The sequence below is a fragment of the Holdemania sp. genome, from assembly GCF_986127675.1.
Window position 1 is genome coordinate 1 of sequence record NZ_CFQZWI010000058.1, and the last position, 18260, is coordinate 18260.

The 18260-nt window shown below is 51.9% G+C and carries 18 protein-coding genes and 1 other annotated feature; of the genes, 9 read left to right on the forward strand and 9 right to left on the reverse strand.

Annotated elements, in window-relative coordinates:
* The 6 genes from AC5OW4_RS09605 to AC5OW4_RS09630 all read right to left on the reverse strand — a co-directional run.
* Positions 1-97, reverse strand: a 97-nt coding sequence (locus AC5OW4_RS09605) for a ChbG/HpnK family deacetylase (RefSeq protein WP_493676916.1), incomplete at its 3' end; no start/stop codon positions are given.
* A 13-nt stretch (positions 98-110) separates the two neighbouring features.
* Positions 111-908, reverse strand: coding sequence for a ChbG/HpnK family deacetylase (locus AC5OW4_RS09610; RefSeq protein ID WP_072684523.1), 798 nt, complete (start codon positions 906-908; stop codon positions 111-113).
* Between the two features lie 174 nt (positions 909-1082).
* Positions 1083-1901, reverse strand: a complete 819-nt coding sequence (locus AC5OW4_RS09615) for a PTS system mannose/fructose/sorbose family transporter subunit IID (RefSeq protein WP_072684524.1) — start codon at positions 1899-1901, stop codon at positions 1083-1085.
* Positions 1901-2680: a PTS mannose/fructose/sorbose/N-acetylgalactosamine transporter subunit IIC gene (locus AC5OW4_RS09620; RefSeq protein ID WP_072684525.1), complete on the reverse strand. Its 780-nt coding sequence runs from the start codon at positions 2678-2680 to the stop codon at positions 1901-1903. The genes AC5OW4_RS09615 and AC5OW4_RS09620 overlap by 1 nt, the downstream gene beginning before the upstream one ends.
* 19 nt (positions 2681-2699) lie before the next feature.
* On the reverse strand, positions 2700-3191 hold the full coding sequence (locus AC5OW4_RS09625) for a PTS sugar transporter subunit IIB (RefSeq protein WP_072684526.1): 492 nt from the start codon (positions 3189-3191) through the stop codon (positions 2700-2702).
* An 18-nt stretch (positions 3192-3209) separates the two neighbouring features.
* Positions 3210-3626 (reverse strand): PTS sugar transporter subunit IIA, encoded by a 417-nt coding sequence (locus AC5OW4_RS09630; protein WP_159432789.1) that lies wholly within the window; start codon positions 3624-3626, stop codon positions 3210-3212.
* A 251-nt stretch (positions 3627-3877) separates the two neighbouring features.
* Here AC5OW4_RS09630 and AC5OW4_RS09635 point away from each other — a divergent pair, with 251 nt between their 5' ends.
* Positions 3878-5875: a BglG family transcription antiterminator gene (locus tag AC5OW4_RS09635; protein ID WP_072684528.1), complete on the forward strand. Its 1998-nt coding sequence runs from the start codon at positions 3878-3880 to the stop codon at positions 5873-5875.
* Between the two features lie 88 nt (positions 5876-5963).
* Here the strand turns inward: AC5OW4_RS09635 and AC5OW4_RS09640 are convergent, their stop codons facing one another.
* Both AC5OW4_RS09640 and leuS read right to left on the reverse strand, forming a co-directional pair.
* A complete protein-coding gene (locus AC5OW4_RS09640; protein WP_072684529.1) occupies positions 5964-6449 on the reverse strand; it encodes a dihydrofolate reductase in 486 nt (161 codons plus the stop codon).
* Positions 6450-6551: 102 nt separating this feature from the next.
* Positions 6552-8954 (reverse strand): leucine--tRNA ligase, encoded by a 2403-nt coding sequence (gene leuS / locus AC5OW4_RS09645; RefSeq protein WP_493676914.1) that lies wholly within the window; start codon positions 8952-8954, stop codon positions 6552-6554.
* Positions 8955-8994: 40 nt separating this feature from the next.
* Positions 8995-9204, reverse strand: a binding site (T-box leader).
* Positions 9205-9505: 301 nt separating this feature from the next.
* Here leuS and trhA point away from each other — a divergent pair.
* The 6 genes from trhA (at position 9506) to AC5OW4_RS09675 (ending at position 14785) form a co-directional block, all read left to right on the forward strand.
* A complete protein-coding gene (trhA, locus tag AC5OW4_RS09650; protein WP_072684531.1) occupies positions 9506-10159 on the forward strand; it encodes a PAQR family membrane homeostasis protein TrhA in 654 nt (217 codons plus the stop codon).
* Between the two features lie 49 nt (positions 10160-10208).
* Entirely contained in the window at positions 10209-11045 is an 837-nt protein-coding gene (locus AC5OW4_RS09655; RefSeq protein WP_308560244.1) for a DegV family protein, read from the forward strand.
* A gap of 362 nt (positions 11046-11407) precedes the next feature.
* The gene (locus AC5OW4_RS09660) at positions 11408-12586 is read left to right on the forward strand and encodes a hypothetical protein (protein WP_195397171.1); all 1179 of its coding nucleotides are present in this window, start codon (positions 11408-11410) and stop codon (positions 12584-12586) included.
* 189 nt (positions 12587-12775) lie between these two features.
* Entirely contained in the window at positions 12776-13255 is a 480-nt protein-coding gene (locus AC5OW4_RS09665; protein ID WP_308560243.1) for a DUF2975 domain-containing protein, read from the forward strand.
* A gap of 4 nt (positions 13256-13259) precedes the next feature.
* Positions 13260-13475, forward strand: a complete 216-nt coding sequence (locus tag AC5OW4_RS09670) for a helix-turn-helix domain-containing protein (RefSeq protein WP_006060594.1) — start codon at positions 13260-13262, stop codon at positions 13473-13475.
* Positions 13472-14785, forward strand: a complete 1314-nt coding sequence (locus AC5OW4_RS09675; RefSeq protein WP_308560242.1) for a DUF4153 domain-containing protein — start codon at positions 13472-13474, stop codon at positions 14783-14785. Before AC5OW4_RS09670 ends, AC5OW4_RS09675 begins: the two co-directional genes overlap by 4 nt.
* A 218-nt stretch (positions 14786-15003) precedes the next feature.
* On the opposite strand, the gene AC5OW4_RS09680 is transcribed toward AC5OW4_RS09675, so the two are convergent.
* A complete protein-coding gene (locus AC5OW4_RS09680; RefSeq protein ID WP_493676915.1) occupies positions 15004-16374 on the reverse strand; it encodes an amidohydrolase in 1371 nt (456 codons plus the stop codon).
* A gap of 130 nt (positions 16375-16504) precedes the next feature.
* On the opposite strand from AC5OW4_RS09680, the gene AC5OW4_RS09685 reads away from it, so the two are divergent.
* Positions 16505-17281, forward strand: a complete 777-nt coding sequence (locus AC5OW4_RS09685; RefSeq protein WP_195397168.1) for a creatininase family protein — start codon at positions 16505-16507, stop codon at positions 17279-17281.
* Positions 17268-18218, forward strand: coding sequence for a tRNA modification radical SAM protein MnmL/YtqA (gene mnmL / locus AC5OW4_RS09690; RefSeq protein WP_195397167.1), 951 nt, complete (start codon positions 17268-17270; stop codon positions 18216-18218). The genes AC5OW4_RS09685 and mnmL overlap by 14 nt, the downstream gene beginning before the upstream one ends.
* Positions 18219-18260: the final 42 nt, after the last annotated feature.

The window sequence follows — 18260 nt, forward strand, 5'->3', positions numbered from 1 at the left end:
CGGTGCATGTCAGGATGCCGTTGTCGATCGCTTCAATAATGCCGTAGGTTACGCCTTTGGTAAAACCGTAATCGTCGCCCTGAACTAATAATTTCATCGTTTTCTTCCTCCTAAATTAAATCAGCATAGCTGATCAGTTCAACCTTGTGTTCTTCGATCCATTGCTTCAACACCGGCGAAAGAATCATTTCCAGATCCCGGCAGCGCTCGATTGACAGCGAGGTCTGGCTGAACAGCGCAGCATCAACATAGCCCGGATGACCGCCCGCAAACACATATTCATGCTTCAGATAGTCATCGGCGTGCTCCATAAAATACTGCAGCGGATTGCGGTTAACCTGAGCGGCCGGATCAAAGATTTTCTTCGTCGTCGCTTCGTTTCCGCCGATATCCACGGCCCAGGCAAAATGAAACTGTTCGAGAATATCGTTGGTATACGGAAGCGCTTCTTCCCTGGCCAGCTGCCGGATCGCCGACGTCAAATTTTCATGATTGATCGAATGGCCGTTGAGATAGCCTGGCTTTTTCCCAACCAACTTTACATAGCGATCAAACTGCGCGCGGATTTCCAAATAACATTCTTCAAACGGAAACATCGCGCGCCGTCCCGCTTCACTTTGCCAGCGGGGATCCCGAACCGTTATGCTGGAGCGGATGAAGTTTCCGGCAGCGTCGACAAAATGCGGGATTTGGCGCGGATCCGCACAGCACGGACCAGTCACCAGATTGAAGTCGATGCCCCAGCAGAAATCCGGCCGGGCACGCATCTGCGCGGCTGCCCATTCCGCATCCGGCATATTGGCAAATAAGCCGCTGCAGGTTAATACGCCGTGGTCGATGCCCTCCAGCATCCCCAACGTCACGCCTTTGGTGAAACCATAATCGTCGCCTTGAACAAGTAATTTCATAAGGCTAGGCCTCCTTTTCTTCTATTGTAAATCCAAGTCATTTAAAATCCGAGCTGAACTGCAAACAATTTTCTGTTTTTCACAGTTATAGCGGCGTTAAAGAAAACAACAGAGCGGCTGGGAAAATCGCGAATTGTCCATTCCTTTTTCCGCGGCGCGCTCCGTTATGCCAACTTAAAAGATATGAATTAAAGCGCCGACTAAACCGATGACCATCGTCAATAAAATCAGGTTGATCGGTTTCCAGCCTTTTTTGATCAGCGCGACATAGCCGAATAACAGCGCGATGCTCATAAAGCCCGGGAAAATCGCATCGAGCACCGGCGCGACTTCCAACGTTGCCGGGCCGATATGCAGGATCAGGTTCAGCGGAACATACACCATCTGTGCCGTCATCGCACCGACCATCATAATCCCTAAAATTGAAGCCGCCTTGGTAAAGCTGGCCATTAAGCCGGTGCTGAACATCATGTCGATAAACGCCGTACCATAGGTGTAGCCCAGCCGGCAGAACCACATTTTAACTATCGACTGCGGCACGCCGTAAATCAGGATAAACATTACCATGCCCAGAATATTCCCCTGCTGAGCCAAGCCGATGCCGATACCGGCGGCGATGATGCGCAGGCAGTTGAAGAACAAGTTGTCAAACATCCCCGCGGTCGGTCCCATCAGCGCGGACTTGACGCTGGAGATCGTTTCTCCGTCGACCGAGCCTTTTTCCTTCTTTTCCTTTTCCATCGCCCAGGCCAGGCCGACGATGAAGGAGAACGGGACGGCGTGGGTGTTAAAGAACTGTTGATGACGGGTATAGGCTTCCTTTTTCCCTTCCGGATCATCTTTATAAATTTCTTCGATCGCCGGAATTAACGAGAATGTAAAACCATTGCCTTCCATATTGACCATCGTAGCGGCCAAGAAGCACGTATGTGAGCGGATCTCCACCTTGCGGAGCAGCTTTTTTTCATCAGCGCTGATCATCATGTTTTTCATCAGAAAAATTCCTCCTCCTCTTTGCTTTCCGGTTTTCCTTTATTTTCAATAATTTTCTTTTCCAGCAGGAAAATCGTAATCGCCACAGCGGCGCCGATTACGGCGACAGCCACGGTATCCAGATTGACGTATTTGACTAAAACAAAGCCGACGAAAAACCAGATGACCGTCTCTTTATTCATGATCTGCGACGTCAGGATCGCAAAGCCAACCGCCAGCGCCATCGAGCTGACCGCGCCCAAGCCGGTCATGACCCATGCCGGCAGCGAAGCAATCGCCAGCTGCAGCGCATCGACGCCGAAGTAAATGCAGCCGAACAGAATGACCGTGTTGATCAATGGCGAAATAAACGTAAAGACCCAGACTGCGATTTCATACTGCTTGATTTTATTATCCTGCAGCAGTTTTGTAAAAAAGCCCTGAATCGGTGAGAACAACCCGTACGGAAGCATCGTGACAGACGCTAAGACCGTACCGATCGGCATCGCGATCGCCACGGCTGATTCGATATCGGCGCCGGTCAGAATGACGAACGCCGTAGCGACATAGCTGGTCGTCGTCGCGTCGGCCGGAATCGAACCGCCGATTGCCGAAATGCCCATGAACAACGATTCCAGCGAAGCGCCAAGAATACAGCCGGTCGTCACATCGCCTAAAAGAATGCCGACCAGCGGACAGACGACGATTGGCCGCGTCAGAGCCTGCCAGCCCAGCGCCGCAGTATCTAAAATTCCTAAAAGCCAGTAAAGAAGGCTGAGTTTTAATGCAGCGATTAACATTATAATTGATTCCCCTTTTCTATTTTTTCAAAATTGACGAAACCTTGATCGCGGAAACGTCCGGCGTTACCTGCAGAACGAAATCCTCGACTTTCTCGTTGACTTTCGCAAGAATCGCTTTTTCATCTTCCGATAACGCGACAAACTGAGAGACCATTTCCCGCTGCTTGCCATCGCTGGCTTCCAGCAAACCCCAGTTTCCGATATTCACGCGATGAATCCCCTCGACCTGTTCCACGACGGTAAGCAGATCCTGAGGATTGGCGACAATCAACAGGATATCGTGAGCGGACGCCTTCGGATTGTGCAGCAGCTCGACCGCGTCCTTAACCGTTTTCACGGCGACTTTGATATTGCCCGGCGCGGCCATCAACAGCGATTTGGCGATAATCGGATTGGAACCGGCCTGATCGTTGGCGACGATAATCCGGTCAACAGGAACCACCCGCGACCATTTCGTCACAATCTGTCCATGAATCATCCGATCATCCAGACGGCATAATTTAATCATTGTTCTTCCTCTTTTCTTTCAAAAAAATTCTCCTTCATCCCCAGCCGGAACTCCCTCGTCTTGGTCATAGAGCACGACGCGCTGCATCTGCCGGGATTGTTCCGTTAATGCCCGCAAAGAGTTCAGCGTCACGTCTTCCTGCATGCACAGCTCCAGCACCAGCGCCAGATTTACGCCCGCGATCAAAAACGTATGCGGCCGGTCTAAGTATAAATACATCTTTTGATTGACGCTGCCGCCGTATAAATCGGAAAGCATGACGACGGTTTCTCCCTCCGGCACTAAAGCAAAATACGCCTTGAGCTCCTCGTCGATATTCCGGCCGTCCACATAGGCGTCCAATACCGTCAGCGAAGTCTGGGGCCCCGCCAGAATTTCAATAGCTGTGGCCATCCCGCTGGCCAGATGTCCGTGCGATCCCAATAATAACCGCAATGAATCCACTCCTCTCACTCGAAAATGTAAGCGCTTAACGTTTCCTGAATTCATTCTACTTTTCCATTACTCCGGATGCCATCCGTTCTTTTTCACATAGTTAATGGAAATTTCAGTTTTTCCATTATAAATACTGGAAAAAATTAACACGGAAAAGGTTACAGCATGTTCGCTATAATGGATAAGAATACAAGTGCGGATCCATTTCAATGATCAGGGTTAACCTGCGCTTGAGGTGAAAGGGCGGAATTATGAATAATCGTCAGTTAAGAATACTTTATTATTTTTTCAGCAATGCCGCGCCCTGTAAATCCGGCGACATCGCCCGGGAATTGAAATTAAGCTCGCGCACGATCCGCGACACCATCAAAGAAATGCAGCCGGCCTGTCAGGAAAACGGTTTTTCCATTCATTCGCGCAGAAACTACGGATTCGAGATTCAGATCGAGGATGAACAACTCTATCAAGCGTTCGCCGATCAGATCAACGTTACCTGCACGGTGCTCAACCAGATTAAATACAACGAAAATGAAAGCTTTCTCTTTATCGCGCGAAAGCTGGCGTCGATCGACGATTGGATTAAAATCGACGATCTGGCGGAAGAACTCAATTTTTCCCGCAGCGCTTTAAGCCCGGTTATCTCAGATATCACAACGTATTTCCGAAATCATCAGCTGACGATCCTGCATAAAAAAGGCAAAGGCATCAAGCTGACTGGATCGGAAATCAACTACCGTATGGCAATCATCCAGCTGATCGGGCCACTGCATCACCAGACCCTAATTCAAAAAGATGAAACGGCGTATAACCAATTCGTCTATTGCGATCGGGATTTATTTTTAGCGATCCGCCGGGAATTCAAAATTTTTATTTCCGGCAGCGGAATCCACTTTACCGACGCAATGTTTATCTGGCTGTCATTTTATCTGATTGTACTCATGAATCGGCGCAAGCATGGTTATTCGATTGAGGCCAGTCCGGCCTTTGATTTTTTGAATCAAACGGCGTTTTTCCAGCCGGCTGCCGCGCTTTTTGAGCATCTCAGTCAAAGCTTTCCCAGCGATTTCAATGTGGATATCAACGAAGTTTATCAGTTTGCGGCATTGATGATGAGCAGAGCGGATATCAGCGACGCCCGCCGTTTTTTACGCTCAGTCGAAGCTTCGCCAATCGCTGAAACTTTTAGACAGATCAGCGAAGATTGCCACCGCTTTTTAATTCGTCAATTTAATCTGCGGCTGACAGACAATCCAACTTTCTGCAATGAATTTCAACTCCATTTAGCGCAGATCATGATTAAACATTATTTCCATTTTGAAACAAAAATTACCTTCGGCGGCGTCATCACCAATAAATTTTCCCTCGTTTCCCCTTTAGTCACTTATCTTGGTTTTGAAGTTGCTTCACATCTGGAAAGTAAATGGCGCTTATCGCTATCCGGTGACGATTATTTTCGATTTATTAACTTCTTCATGACCTTACTGGCGTCGATTCCGGTTCCCATTCGAAAGAAACGCCTTCTGATCACCTCTGGCGCGGGGTTATCCTATTCCAGGTTTATCGGAAAACTGATCACAAATGAATTCGGTGCGTATATTGAAACTATCCGAGTATGCGAGTTTTATGAAATCCGGCATCTGAACTCTGCTGACTATGATATGATCATTACGAACTTTGATTTCAGTACCCTGCCGCAGTTTTATTCCTATGATCTGCCCTATTATCGGGTTAATTTTGAAGAAAGAGACGCCGAAACCCAGCTGAATTTAACTCAGGCATTTTCCGATATTTTTTTGATTGATGATTATTTCATCCGGGATGAAACCATTGCCTTCTATGAAACCATTCAATTTTCCAGTCTCTTGCAGATTTATCAGTTCATCGTTTATAAAAATTGCCGCACACCTAAAAAATTTCAGCGATTGATCGACGAATTTCAAAAAATAGAGACCACGATCGATTTCAAGATTGTCAACGGTACGTTGTTATTAATGGGAAATAAGAAAGATTATGGCCGAGAAGGCATCGACGTCTTTCTTTCCGACGGCAAACTCAGCCACAAAGGGAATAAAATTTCTGCCGTCATTTTCTGCACACTGGATTTTTCATCCTTGCTGAAGCTTCGGATTGCCGAGATCTATTTGATGCAGCTGCTGAGCCATTGCGACATTGGGACGCTGAAAAAAGAAAAGAATGCCTATCTGAAAAAGTTGACCTGCGAGATCTTGATTCGATTCCGGTCGATTTAAGGAAATGCCTCCTTGGATTGTGACTAAACCGGGAATATTCCATCTTTTCCAAAAGAAAACCGAGGAATTTCTCCCTCGGCAGTTTCCTTTATTTCTCTGTCTTCCGATTCATTCTATCCCATTCTTCCAGCACAAAACCGTCTTCCCGGGTTTGCTTGCGGCAATCCCATTCCTGCGGATCCCACGTTGGAAAGAACGTATCACAGTTATAGCAGCCAGCCATCCGGCTTAACCGCAAATGAGCGGCATAGGGCAGCCACAAAGCGTAGATTTCCCCCCCCCCGCCGATCACCAGCTCGTCATATTCCGGGTGTGCCTCCATCCAGGCCAGCGCTTCTTTAACCGAACGAACGATGGGAAAGTCCGGATCCTCCATTACTCGGCTTTGGATGATCAGCTGCCGTCCCGCAAGCTTGCGGCGCAGCGGCTCGGCCGTCTTCCGGCCCATCAGCAGCGGTTTTCCCATCGTATACGCCTGAAACTGCCGCAGATCCGCCGGGCAATGCCACGGCATTCGGCCAGCTTTACCCAAGCCGCCAGCTTCATCCAGTGCGGCGATCATCGTGATTTTCATGCCCGTTCCTCCCTTTTCTTGAATGCCTGTTCCACTCTGTACGCATTAGCATGCCTCATAAAGAAAGCCAGGTTCATTGACAGGCCTGGCTTTGTTATTCCATTAATTTGCGACGATGTTGACGACCTTACCCTTGATCACAATGATCTTGCGGATCGTCTTCCCTTCGATAAACGGCTGAACGTTCTCGACCGCTAACGCCTTTTCTTTCAGCTCGTCTTCCCCGGCGTCCACCGACGTCATGAACTTGCCGCGCAGCTTGCCGTTGACCTGAACGACGACTTCCGTTTCATTTTTCACCAACTTCGCTTCGTCATAGGTCGGCCAGCTTTCATAAGCGATCGTTTCCGCGCCGGTTAAGTGCTGGTACATTTCCTCGCCGATGTGCGGCACAAACGGGCTCAGCAGCTTGATGAAGCCTAAAAGCATTTCGCGGTTGATCTTGTCGGCGCGGTAGCATTCGTTGATAAAAATCATCATCTGCGAAATCGCCGTATTGAAGTTCAGCGTTTCAATGTCCTCTGTGACCTTTTTCACGGTAAAGTGGTAGGCGTAGTCCAGCTGCGGCGTCGGTTCATCCGTGACTTTCTCCGACTGTTCCATGACTAAACGCCAGACGCGTTCCAGCCATTTGCGCGAAGCGTCGACGCCCTTTTCGCTCCATGGCTTACTGGCCTCTAACGGTCCCATAAACATTTCGTACAGCCGCAGCGTATCCGCACCGTACTTCTCGACGATGACATTCGGATCGACGACATATTCCGGGAATCTTTTACCCATTTTAATGCCGTTGGAGCCGAGAATCATGCCCTGATGGACAAGCTTGTGGAACGGCTCCTTGACCGGGACCACGCCCTTATCATACAGGAAATTATTCCACATCCGGCTGTAAAGCAGATGCCCGACCGCATGCTCCGGTCCGCCGATATACAGATCGACCGGCATCCAGTGTTTTAACAGCTCGGGATCAGCCAGTTCCTTCTCATTGTGCGGATCAATATAACGCAGGAAATACCAGCTGCTGCCGGCGCTGCCCGGCATCGTGCTCGTTTCGCGGCGGCCCTTGACGCCGTTTATTTCCACATTCACCCAATCCGGTGCTTTCTCCAGCGGCGAAGCGCCGGTTTTTGACGGGCTGTAATCGTTGAGGTCCGGCAGTAACAGCGGCAGCTGATCATCGCTTAACGCGACGGTATCGCCGTTGTCCAAATGGACGATCGGAATCGGCTCGCCCCAGTATCGCTGACGGGCGAAAATCCATTCGCGCAGCCGGTAATTGACTTTTTTCTGGCCGCAGTGATGCTCGCTCAGCCACTGGATCATCGTATCAATCGCATCCTGCTTGTTCATGCCGTTTAAGAATTCCGAGTTGATATGCACGCCGTCCTGAGTCCAGGCTTCCTCGGCGACGTTGCCGCCTTCCAGGACTGGAATGATTTCCAAACCAAACTTCTTGGCGAAGGCATAGTCGCGGTCGTCGTGAGCCGGTACCGCCATGATCGCCCCCGTGCCGTAGGTAGCCAGAACGTAATCGGAAATCCAGATTGGGATCTGCTTGCCGTTGACCGGATTGATCGCGTACGCGCCGGTGAAGACGCCGGTCTTCTCCTTGTTTAATTCCGTACGTTCCAGATCCGATTTTGTCGCACACTGCCGCTTGTACTCCTCGACCGCCGCTTTCTGCGACGGCGTCGTGATCTGATCAACCAGCGCATGCTCCGGCGCTAAAACGCAGTAGGTCGCGCCGAACAGCGTGTCGCAGCGGGTTGTGAAAACCGTGAATTGCTCCGCATGTCCAGCAACCTGGAAATCCACCAGCGCGCCGATTGATTTGCCGATCCAGTTGCGCTGCATTTCCTTTGTGGATTCCGGCCAGTCCACCTCGTCCAGCCCTTCCAAAAGCCGCTCGGCATACTGCACGATGTCGATGACCCATTGGCGCATGTTCTTGCGCACAACCGGATAACCGCCGCGCTCGCTCTTGCCGTCGATGACCTCGTCGTTGGCCAGAACCGTGCCCAATTCCTCACACCAGTTAACCGGCATCTCAACGCATTTTGCCAGGCCGCTTTCAAACAGCTGCTTGAAAATCCACTGCGTCCATTTGTAGAACGAAGGATCGCACGTCGATACCTCGCGGTCCCAGTCATAGCTGAAACCTAACATTTTCAGCTGACGCTTAAATGTTTCGATATTTTTCAGTGTGAAGCCGTTGGGATTGTTGCCGGTCTGGATCGCATACTGCTCCGCTGGCAAACCGAAGCTGTCAAAGCCCATTGGATGAAGCACGTTGTAGCCCTGCATGCGCTTCATGCGGCTGACGATGTCGGTCGCCGTGTAGCCCTCCGGATGGCCGGCATGCAGACCGACCCCGGATGGGTACGGGAACATATCCAACGCGTAAAACTTCGGCTTGGAAAAGTCCCAGGCATCGGTTGCGAACGTCTTGTTCTCCTCCCATACCTTCTGCCATTTTGTCTCAATACTCTTGTGATCGTAGCTCATAAAATTCATCCTTTCTCAAACAAATAAAAAACGCCCTTCATCTAAGGACGTCAGCGCGCGGTACCACCTTAGTTCACAGAAAGATCCCTTCTGTGCCCCTCTTTTTCCTTTAACGCAGGAAGTCACGGAATCCTTTTTTTCAGATTCAGCTCCAAGGTCAGTTCGTTCAGGTCTGCCGCCGGTTTGCACCTGCCACCGGCTCTCTGATCGGTCAGACGGTAGAATTACTATTCCTTTTCATCGCTTATTCAAGAATAACAAAATCCCCGTTTTAAGTCAATCAAATCTTGCCTGAAAAACAAGGGTTTTCATCGTTGTTTCTTTTTTATGAAACGTTTTCCTGAGCCCTCTTTTTTCTGCCTGTGATCCCGCTAAAAAAATGCCGGAAAGGCTTTTCAATTCTTGTCAAAACGGCTACAATAAGAAAATGAATAAGGGAATAAGCATACGCTTAGACAAAAACCAAGATTTGTAGTTGAAGTTCCTCGCCAATATGATATGATATTTATATGATCTAGTTTTGATAACTAGATTAAAAAGGAGCTGATAGTATGTTTCGTTGGTTTAAGAATGTTCAGGATCCGATCAGCAGCTACACCCATTTTCTCGGCGCCTGCTTCGGCGTGATCGCCACGTTGGTGTTTATCGCCGCCGGAGTTGCGAACCAACGTCCGCTTAAAACGATTCTGGCCTGCTGCGTGTTCAGCGCTTCGATGATCGCGTTGTACAGCGCATCCAGCTATTATCACACACTGAGCTGGGATCATCCGCATCACACGTTGTTCCGCAAGCTGGACCATTCGATGATCTATGTGCTGATCGCCGGCACGTACACCCCGCTGTGTCTGACCTATCTGCCGGGGCGGGAAGGAATTACGTTTGCGGTTGTGATCTGGACGATCGCACTGGCCGGCATCATCGCGAAGATCTGCTGGCTGAGTGCGCCGCGGATTCTGTATACGCTGCTGTATCTGGCGATGGGCTGGGCCGTACTGTTTGACTGGAGCGGTTTCTCGCAGATGCCTTCCGGCTGCCTGATGCTGATCGCGCTGGGCGGAATCGCGTACACGATCGGCGCCGTGATCTATATGATCAAAAAGCCGGATCTGTCGAAGCAATGGGGATTTCACGAACTGTTCCATCTGTTCATTCTGCTGGGATCGTTCTTTCACTTCATCGCAGTGCTGAGCTACATTCTGCTTTAGCGCATCCCGTTCCCTAATCCATTTAAAAGTAAAGAAAGAGAGTTCAACTATGATTCGATTAATTTCTGATTCCTCCACGCTTTATTCCATTGAAGAAGGCAAGGCGCTGCCCTGCGACATCACGCCGCTGTGTGTTACGATCAACGGCAAGACTTACCGCGAATTTGAAGAAATCGACGCCGAGACGTTTCTGGGCTTGATCAAAGCCGGCTACATTCCTTCCTCGTCGCAGCCTTCGATGGGCGAGCTGATCGAGCTGTTTGAAAAATATCCGGATGATGAAATTCTCGTCATTTCCATGGCGGATGGCTTGTCAGGAACGTATCAGACGGCGGAAGCGGCGCGGCAGCACACGGAGCATCCGGAACGGATTCACGTAGTCAATTCCCAAACGCTGTGCGGACCGCATCGGTATCTGGTGGACCTGGCGGCGCGGCTGATTCGCGACGGGCGGCAGATCGAAGATATTCTGGAAACACTTCAGAATAAAATTGCGACGAGCCTGTCGTTCTTACTGCCGCAGGATTTCAGCTATCTCAAGCGCGGCGGCCGGTGCACGCCGATGGCGGCGGCAATGGGCGGCCTGTTGAAATTACAGCCGATCATGATTCAGGCCGAAGAAGGCCGGCGGCTGGAAAAGTTCGGCGTCGGCCGCAGCTTTGACGCCGCGGTCAAATCGGTCTTAGGCAAGCTGGATGAACACGTCCGCAACGCCCGCGTTCAGATCAGCGTATCCCATGCGTTCAGTAAGGAACAGGCTGAAAAGGTTCTGACCAGAGTTAAGGAGCGGTTTCCGGAAGCTGAATGCGTTCTCTACGATCTGTCCTGCGCGTTTATTACTCAGGGCGGACCGCGGTGCATTGCGATCCAGTCAATCGAATTGTAATCGGAACTGATTTTATCAACGGACGGCGCGCAGAAAATGCGCCGTTTTTTACTTTATTTTCGAATTCTTTGCCCCTGCCCGATCCTGCTTGTTTGCCAGTTGATCAAAGTGATTATGATCTTTGCATGTTGAGAAAACTGTGCGCGAATTCTTTTCACCGGACAGTTTAAAGTCAGCTCAGTTGATTCCCTTGCATATTTAATGAGGAAAAACCCCACTTTCATTTCAATCTGCCTGTCGCCCAGACCCGTCAAAACATAGCCTGCTCTCTTTTGAATTCTTTCAAATCGTCGAAAACAGGACAAAAGATTGCGCTTTCAAACCAGTCGTTTTATAATTAATTTTGAAATGAGGGATATCACGTGAAAATTGGTTACAATCAAGTCTGCATCAATCCTACCTTCAGCTGTCTGCCGGTCGGATTTTTGACGCAGGCCGAGCCGCTGAATAAAATTCGCGGTGATTTATATGCCCGCTGTCTGCGGATGGTAGACGATGGTCGGGAAGTGATCTTGATCACATTTGATTCGCTGGGAATTTCGCAGGACGTTCAGGAGCGGATGGAGGAATCGCTGCGCCAGGCCGTCGGCGAAGACGCGCTGATCATTTTCAGCTGTTCCCATACGCATTATGCCCCTTCTTTATGCAACGCACTGGGTTTTATTGAAGAAAATACCCCTTATCTTGAGAGTCTGGATATCAAGCTGCTCAACCTGGTCAGAAACTGCCGGATGAGCGAAGACGCGCAGCTGACGGTTTCCTATCAGGTGCGCAATTTCACCGGTGTCGGCCGCTGCCGGCTGTCCCAAGGCAGCGATCAATTTGTTCTGGCCGGAGTTCTGAGCTTTTTCAAAGAAGGTCTACGGATTGGCAACTTCTTGATCTATAACTGCCACCCGACGATCTCCGCCGAGGATGCCGATTACCTGTCCTCCGATTATCCGGGCGCGGCGCTGGATATTCTGAAGCAGCGTTACCCGAAGGAATTCTTCCTGTTCTTACAGGGACCGTGCGGCGACGTTTCGACACGGTTCACCCGTCAGGCCAAGAATTACGACGAAGTCATCCGGCTGGCCAATGAAATCGTATCGGCTTGGGAAAAGATGATGAAGCTGACCCCGCGGATGCAGCCGCTGAAGCTGGATTGGAACGATCAGACGCTGCCGATTCACAAAGGCTTGAAAACGTTTGACATCAATCAGATGGATACGGCAAGCTTGAGCGAGAAAGAAATCCGCGAGCTGCATACGGGAGCGAAAATGGTCGAACAATACCGCGGCATGTTGGCGATGCTGCCCAATGAAGTGCGATTCACGCGCGTCAGCCTGGGACCGTTCCGGCTGATCTTTAATCCGTTTGAGCTGTTTTCCGGTTATATGCAGAATCTGGATCCGAAAAAAGACGTGCTCGTCTGTTATTCGCAAGGCTATCTGGGCTATCTGAGCTGCCCGGACAATCAGGAAATCTCGTACGAAACGATGATCGAAATTTGTTCCAACGACGATAAAAAAGCAGTCGCCGAACTCATTCGCAGCTGTTAGAGAAAACAAAGAATCAACCCCATCCGGATCAGTTAAAAGGATCCGGATTTTTCTTTACGCCGGTCAGCAATCATCCTTCTGCGGCAATAAACAAATTGTTTTTCGATAATTATTTATTGTAATCCGATAAATATATATTGATTTTCAAGATTTTCTTGTTATAATCAAAGATGAAAAGAGGTTGATGTTATGAACAATAAAAAATTGGCGTTTCTGCTTAAACTGTTCGTCGTCATTCTGGCGGCCCTGGGACTTGTTTTATTCGGGCTTTGCATTCCGAGTCTGCTTCATGAGTTGATTTTATTCTACCGCCGGACGCTGAATGAAGAACTGCCGCTGCAGCTGTTGTCCGCCACGGCAGCCGTGATCCTGTATATCGCGCTGATCTTATTCTGGCGGATCTGCACGCGGATTGGCCGCAACCGTTCGTTCTGCCATGAAAACGCCGAAGGTCTGCGCTGGATCTGCAAGCTGGCGCTCTTTGACACCGCGCTGTGCTTGATCGGCTGTCTTTACGCGCTGTTCCTCAACATCCTGCATCCGGTTTTGATGTTAAGCGGATTGGGAATCATGGCTTTGGGCGGGTTGATCGCCGTGGCCGCCTACACGCTCGCCTATCTGGTCACGATCGCCGAACAGATCCAGACGGAAAACGAATTGATGGTGTAAGCCTATGGAAATCAATGTAACATTAGACGTCATGCTGGCAAAGCGCAAGATGAGCGTGACTGAATTATCCGAACGCATTGGCATCACAATGGCGAATGTGTCGATCTTGAAAAATGGCAAAGCGAAAGGCATTAAATTTGAGACGCTATGCAAGATCTGCGACGTGCTGGATTGTCAGCCGGGCGATCTGCTGGAATTCAGACGGGAGGCAGGAAAATGAGCGAAAGCCGGCCGGTAAGCGGCGCGACTGAAAAGACGGCCATGAGATTCTCCTGGTCTGCCGCGGCGATCCTCAGTTTCCCCATGGCATTTCTGTACGTCGGTTATGCGATGGGCTTTGAAGACTTCCGTCTGATGACCTACCGCAACTTGGCCGTAGTCATCTTCACGCTGCTCTATTTGTTCCTGGTCAGTCACGGCGCAAACCGGTTAGACCGACCGGCCAGCCGCGAAAGCAGACTCTGGGCGGGATGCCTGCTGACGACTGCGCTCTCCTTATGCTTCTATCAGCCGACGAGCTTCTTCGCCCTGTTGCAGATTCTGGCGCTTCATCTGGAAGCAGTCTACTGGACGCTGTGCCGAACCCGCATCTTAATCCACAACCGGACCAGCGGCAGCTTTCCGTTTGAACTGGCCTGGGGCTTCTGTGTTCTGCCGCTGCGTCATTTTCTACTACGAATCAAGGTGCTGAGCAGTGCGCTGCGCGATTATCTGGCCGATCGCAGCCGCGGCGCGCACAGTCCGGCATGGATCGCCTTCTCGCTGCTTTTAGCCGGCGGAATTGGAATGACGGCCTGGAGCTTGCTGAGCGGCGCCGATCCGTTCTTCGCCGAAGTCGCAAAGCAGATCGGAGCCGGATTGTTCGGCTGGCTTTCACCGCAGACGCTGCTTACCGTGATTCTCTCGCTGCCGGTCGGCGCGTGGCTCTTTGGTTTAGCCGGCGGAAGCTTGTACCAGGCCGAACCAGCTGTCCCGCTTTGGCGATGGCAGGCAGCGCTGGCCCGGATGCAGGTTTTGCCAGGCTTCACGACGGCACTGGTAATCGGCGTGCTGGGCGGAATTTACGGCTTGTTTTTCGCGGTGGAGGCTTACGCCTATCTCACGCAGTTGATCGCCGGCGCCATCACCGTGACGCTGGCTTGTCAGTACGCCGTTCAGGGCTTCTGGCAGCTCTGCGGCATTGTGTTGTTAAATCTCAGCGTGCTGGCGGTCCTGCACACGCTCAGTGAAACTTCCCTGCTCGCTCCCGGCCGCCTGCGTTCGCTGGCGAAGCTGTTAAGCGTCTGTACGATCGCGTTTGTCCTGTTAGCCGGATTAAAGCTGGGCGTGTACGCGCTTGTTTACGGCTGGACGCTGCGCCGGATTCTGGCGGTCTGGGCCTTGAGCGTGTTGGCGGTCGGCGCAGGTTTAGCCTGGGTACGCTTAAAACGGATCATCCCGGCCGCCCGCTGGGGCATTCTGTATGCGCTGATCAGCTTCACGCTGCTGGGCTGCTTCCCGTTAGAACACTGGACACAGCTTCTTCCTTAATTTGCATTAAATGAAAACAAAATCCAGATCATCCGGGAAATGAAAAAGAGTTCTCGTTTGAGAACTCCCGAAGAAACCGCACGCGCGGTTTCTTTTCGTTCATGCAAAATACCAGCCTGCCGCTTTCAGGATTCATTGCTTCTGATAGGGTGTAAGGCGTCTTTCGTCCTGATGCTTCGACCGGCTTTCAAGGCTCTGACCGGCGCCGTCATCTCGCTTTATTCCCCATTTTGAAAGTCCAGCGTTATCGTGCCGTCGGCATTCATCCGTACTGCTTCCTTATCCAGGAAACGCCGCCGGGCATCCTCCAGATAAGCCTTCTGCGACGGATACAGCGGCTTGAACTGAGCGACGATCTGGTTCGCCTTTTCGGCGTTGTTGCCTAACAGCTCATCGGCGATAAAGACCAGCGCCTTCGCCGGTTTGACATAGGCTTTATCTTCGTCGGCAATCTGGAAATCCTTGCCATGATAAGCCCCGATCGATCCGCTGGAGCCCGGCTGAATCGTCGGCAGCACCGCCGACAGATCGCCCATGTCCGTGCAGCCCGTTCCCCAATGGGTCTGAATCAAAATTTCATCTTCGCTGACAATCCGTTTCATCGCCGCCAGCGCAACTTCGTTCATCGCTTCGTCATCATGCATCGGACAATACCCCGGCCGATCCTGCAGCGTGACCGTCGCGCCCATCGCCGCGACCGACGCCGCGATCGCGCGGTTGATCCGGCGGTTGGCCTGATCTATGGCTTCTAACGAAGCCCCGCGGACATAGCTTTCAATCTTAACTTCCTCCGGGATCGCGTTGACCGCCTGTCCGCCTTCGGTGATGATCGGATGAAAGCGGATATGTTCATCGTCACGGAACGTTTCGCGCAGAGCGTTGACCGCCTGCAGCGCCTGCATGGCGGCATACAGCGCGTTGATGCCCTTGTCCGGCGAACCGCCGGCATGTGAGGCCAGGCCATGAACCGTGATGTTTTTCACGATACAGCCGTTGTTGCCCCGCGCCAGCTGGTAAACATGCTTCATCCCCGGATCGTCGAAGGTATGGATCAGCACGCACAGATCGACGTCCTCAAAATAACCGCGCCGCATGAACTCCACCTTGCCGCCGAAAAATTCAATCTTGCCTTCGGCGCGCAGCTGTTCGCGGTAACCCACTTCGATCAGCTCCTCCGCCGGCACCGCCATCAGCCGGATGGAGCCGCACAGCCCGTCCAGCACGCCCGGCTGCTTCAGGGCCGCCGCTGCGCCGACCAACCCCGCTGCCTGCGCGTGATGGCCGCAGGCATGCACCGCCTTTGTTACCGGATCACAATCCGGATGCTCCGCGCAGATCAGAGAATCCAGCTCGCCCATCAGACACAGCTTCGGGCCGGGCCGGCCGGTGTCCAGATCAGTGTAAAAGCCAGGTATCCCCTCCGGTTTGACCAGCTCATAGCCCAGATCGGTAAAAATTTGTTCCAGATACGCGCTTGTCTTCCATTCCTTAAAGCCCGTTTCCGGGTGCTTCCAGATCACTTCCGCAGTTTTACAGATGAGCGGCGCTTGTTCGTCCACCGCCGCGTTTAAGATCGCGTCTCGATTCATCAGGTTTCTCCCCCATTCTTTTCTCTATTATACCGCTTCTTGCGCGCGCAAAGAAGCCGCAATCGTCAACCGAGTTGAAAAAAACAGCCGGATCGCTTACACTAATCAAGAGATAAGGAGAGATTCGCTTATGTTTAGTATTGAAACAAGCTGGCCTGACGTTCAGGCTTATTTTAAAACGAACGACAGCGTGATGATCATCACTGGCAGTCTGGAATGCCACGGCGTCCACAATCCGTTAGGCGTTGATACACTGGTTCCCGAGGCGCTGGCGCAGCGGATTGAAAAGCAGACGGAAATCCTTGTGCTGCCGGCGCTGCCGTTTGGCTCATGCGACTATCTGCGGGGATTTCCCGGCACCGTCAGTCTCAGCACGGAAACGCTGCGGCGTGTCCTGCAGGAGATCGTCGACAGTATGCGGACTCACGGCGCGCGGCGGTTTCTGTTTCTGAACGGCCACGGCGGTAACCTGCCGGCGCTGGAACAGGTCGCTTTGAAATTGAACAGCCAGGGCGATCTTGGAATCATCGCCAACTGGTGGCAGATGGCCAAAGAAATCGATCCGGCCTGGGGCGGCGGCCATGGCGGCGGGGAAGAAACGGCGGCGATGCTTGCGATCTGTCCGCAAGCCGTCCATCGCGAGCGCTGCCGTGAATCCACGCTGAAGCCGCTCAGTGAGAACATCACGACAACCGGCTTTAAAACCGTTCAGTTCAAGGGGGTAACGCTGACGATGCCCCAACCCATCGCCGCGATCTGCGACAACGGCTGGACCGGGCCTGATCAGCCGGCTACGGCTTCCGCTTCGTGGGGCGAAGCGATGCTCGAGGCGATCAGCCAGCTTCTGATCCAGCTGATTGACGAATTGAAACACATCCCGTTAGGAGAAGCCCATGAAGTCCGTTAATCCGTTCCCGTTTTCCGATGATAACAAACGTTATCATACCTGGAATTATTATCTGCGCCATCGTTTTGGCAAAAAAATCGCCAAAGTTCCGTTGGACGGTGGGTTCACCTGCCCCAATCGCGACGGCACCCGCGGCTATGGCGGCTGTACGTTCTGCACCAGCTCAGGCAGCGGGGAATTTGCCGGAGACCGGGCTGAACCACTATTAGAACAGTATATCAAAGGCCAGGCCGTCATGCGCCATAAATGGCCGGACGCCGACTTTATTCCCTATTTTCAAGCCTATACCAACACCTATGGTCCGCTCTCTAAAATTCAGGCCTGTGTGAAACCCTTTTTAGACCGCCCGGAAGTCGCGGCGATTGCGATCGCGACCCGCGCCGACTGCCTGGAACCGGAAAAGATCGCCTGGCTGGCATCCTGCTGCGCAAGCAAGGAAATCTGGCTGGAGCTGGGCGTGCAGAGCGTTCACGACGCCACCGCGCAGACGATCAACCGCGGTCACAGTTATGCCGAGGTGGTCGAAACCGTTCAGCGCCTGGCGTTGACCCCGTTAAAAATCTGTGTTCATCTGATCGACGGTCTGCCGGGTGAAGATGAAGAAATGATGCTGGAAACCGTGCGGCAGATCAACCTGCTGCCCATCCATGCCGTCAAGCTTCACATGCTTCATTTAATGCGGGATACGCAGCTGGCCCGCAGCTATGCCGAACAGCCCTTCCCGCTGTTGTCGCGCGAGGAATACGTCAGTCTTGTCGTGCGCCAGCTGGAATTGTTAAGACCGGAAATCATCATTCAGCGGCTGACTGGGGACGGCGCCTCGGATGCGCTGATCGCACCGCAGTGGACTCAAAAGAAGACGATTGTCCTCAACGAGATCGACAAGCTTATGGCCCGGGAGAAGACATGGCAGGGCAAGCGGGCAGCGCATGGCTGAGAATATCAATACGGTCAATCACCGCTGGATCCGGGAAACATT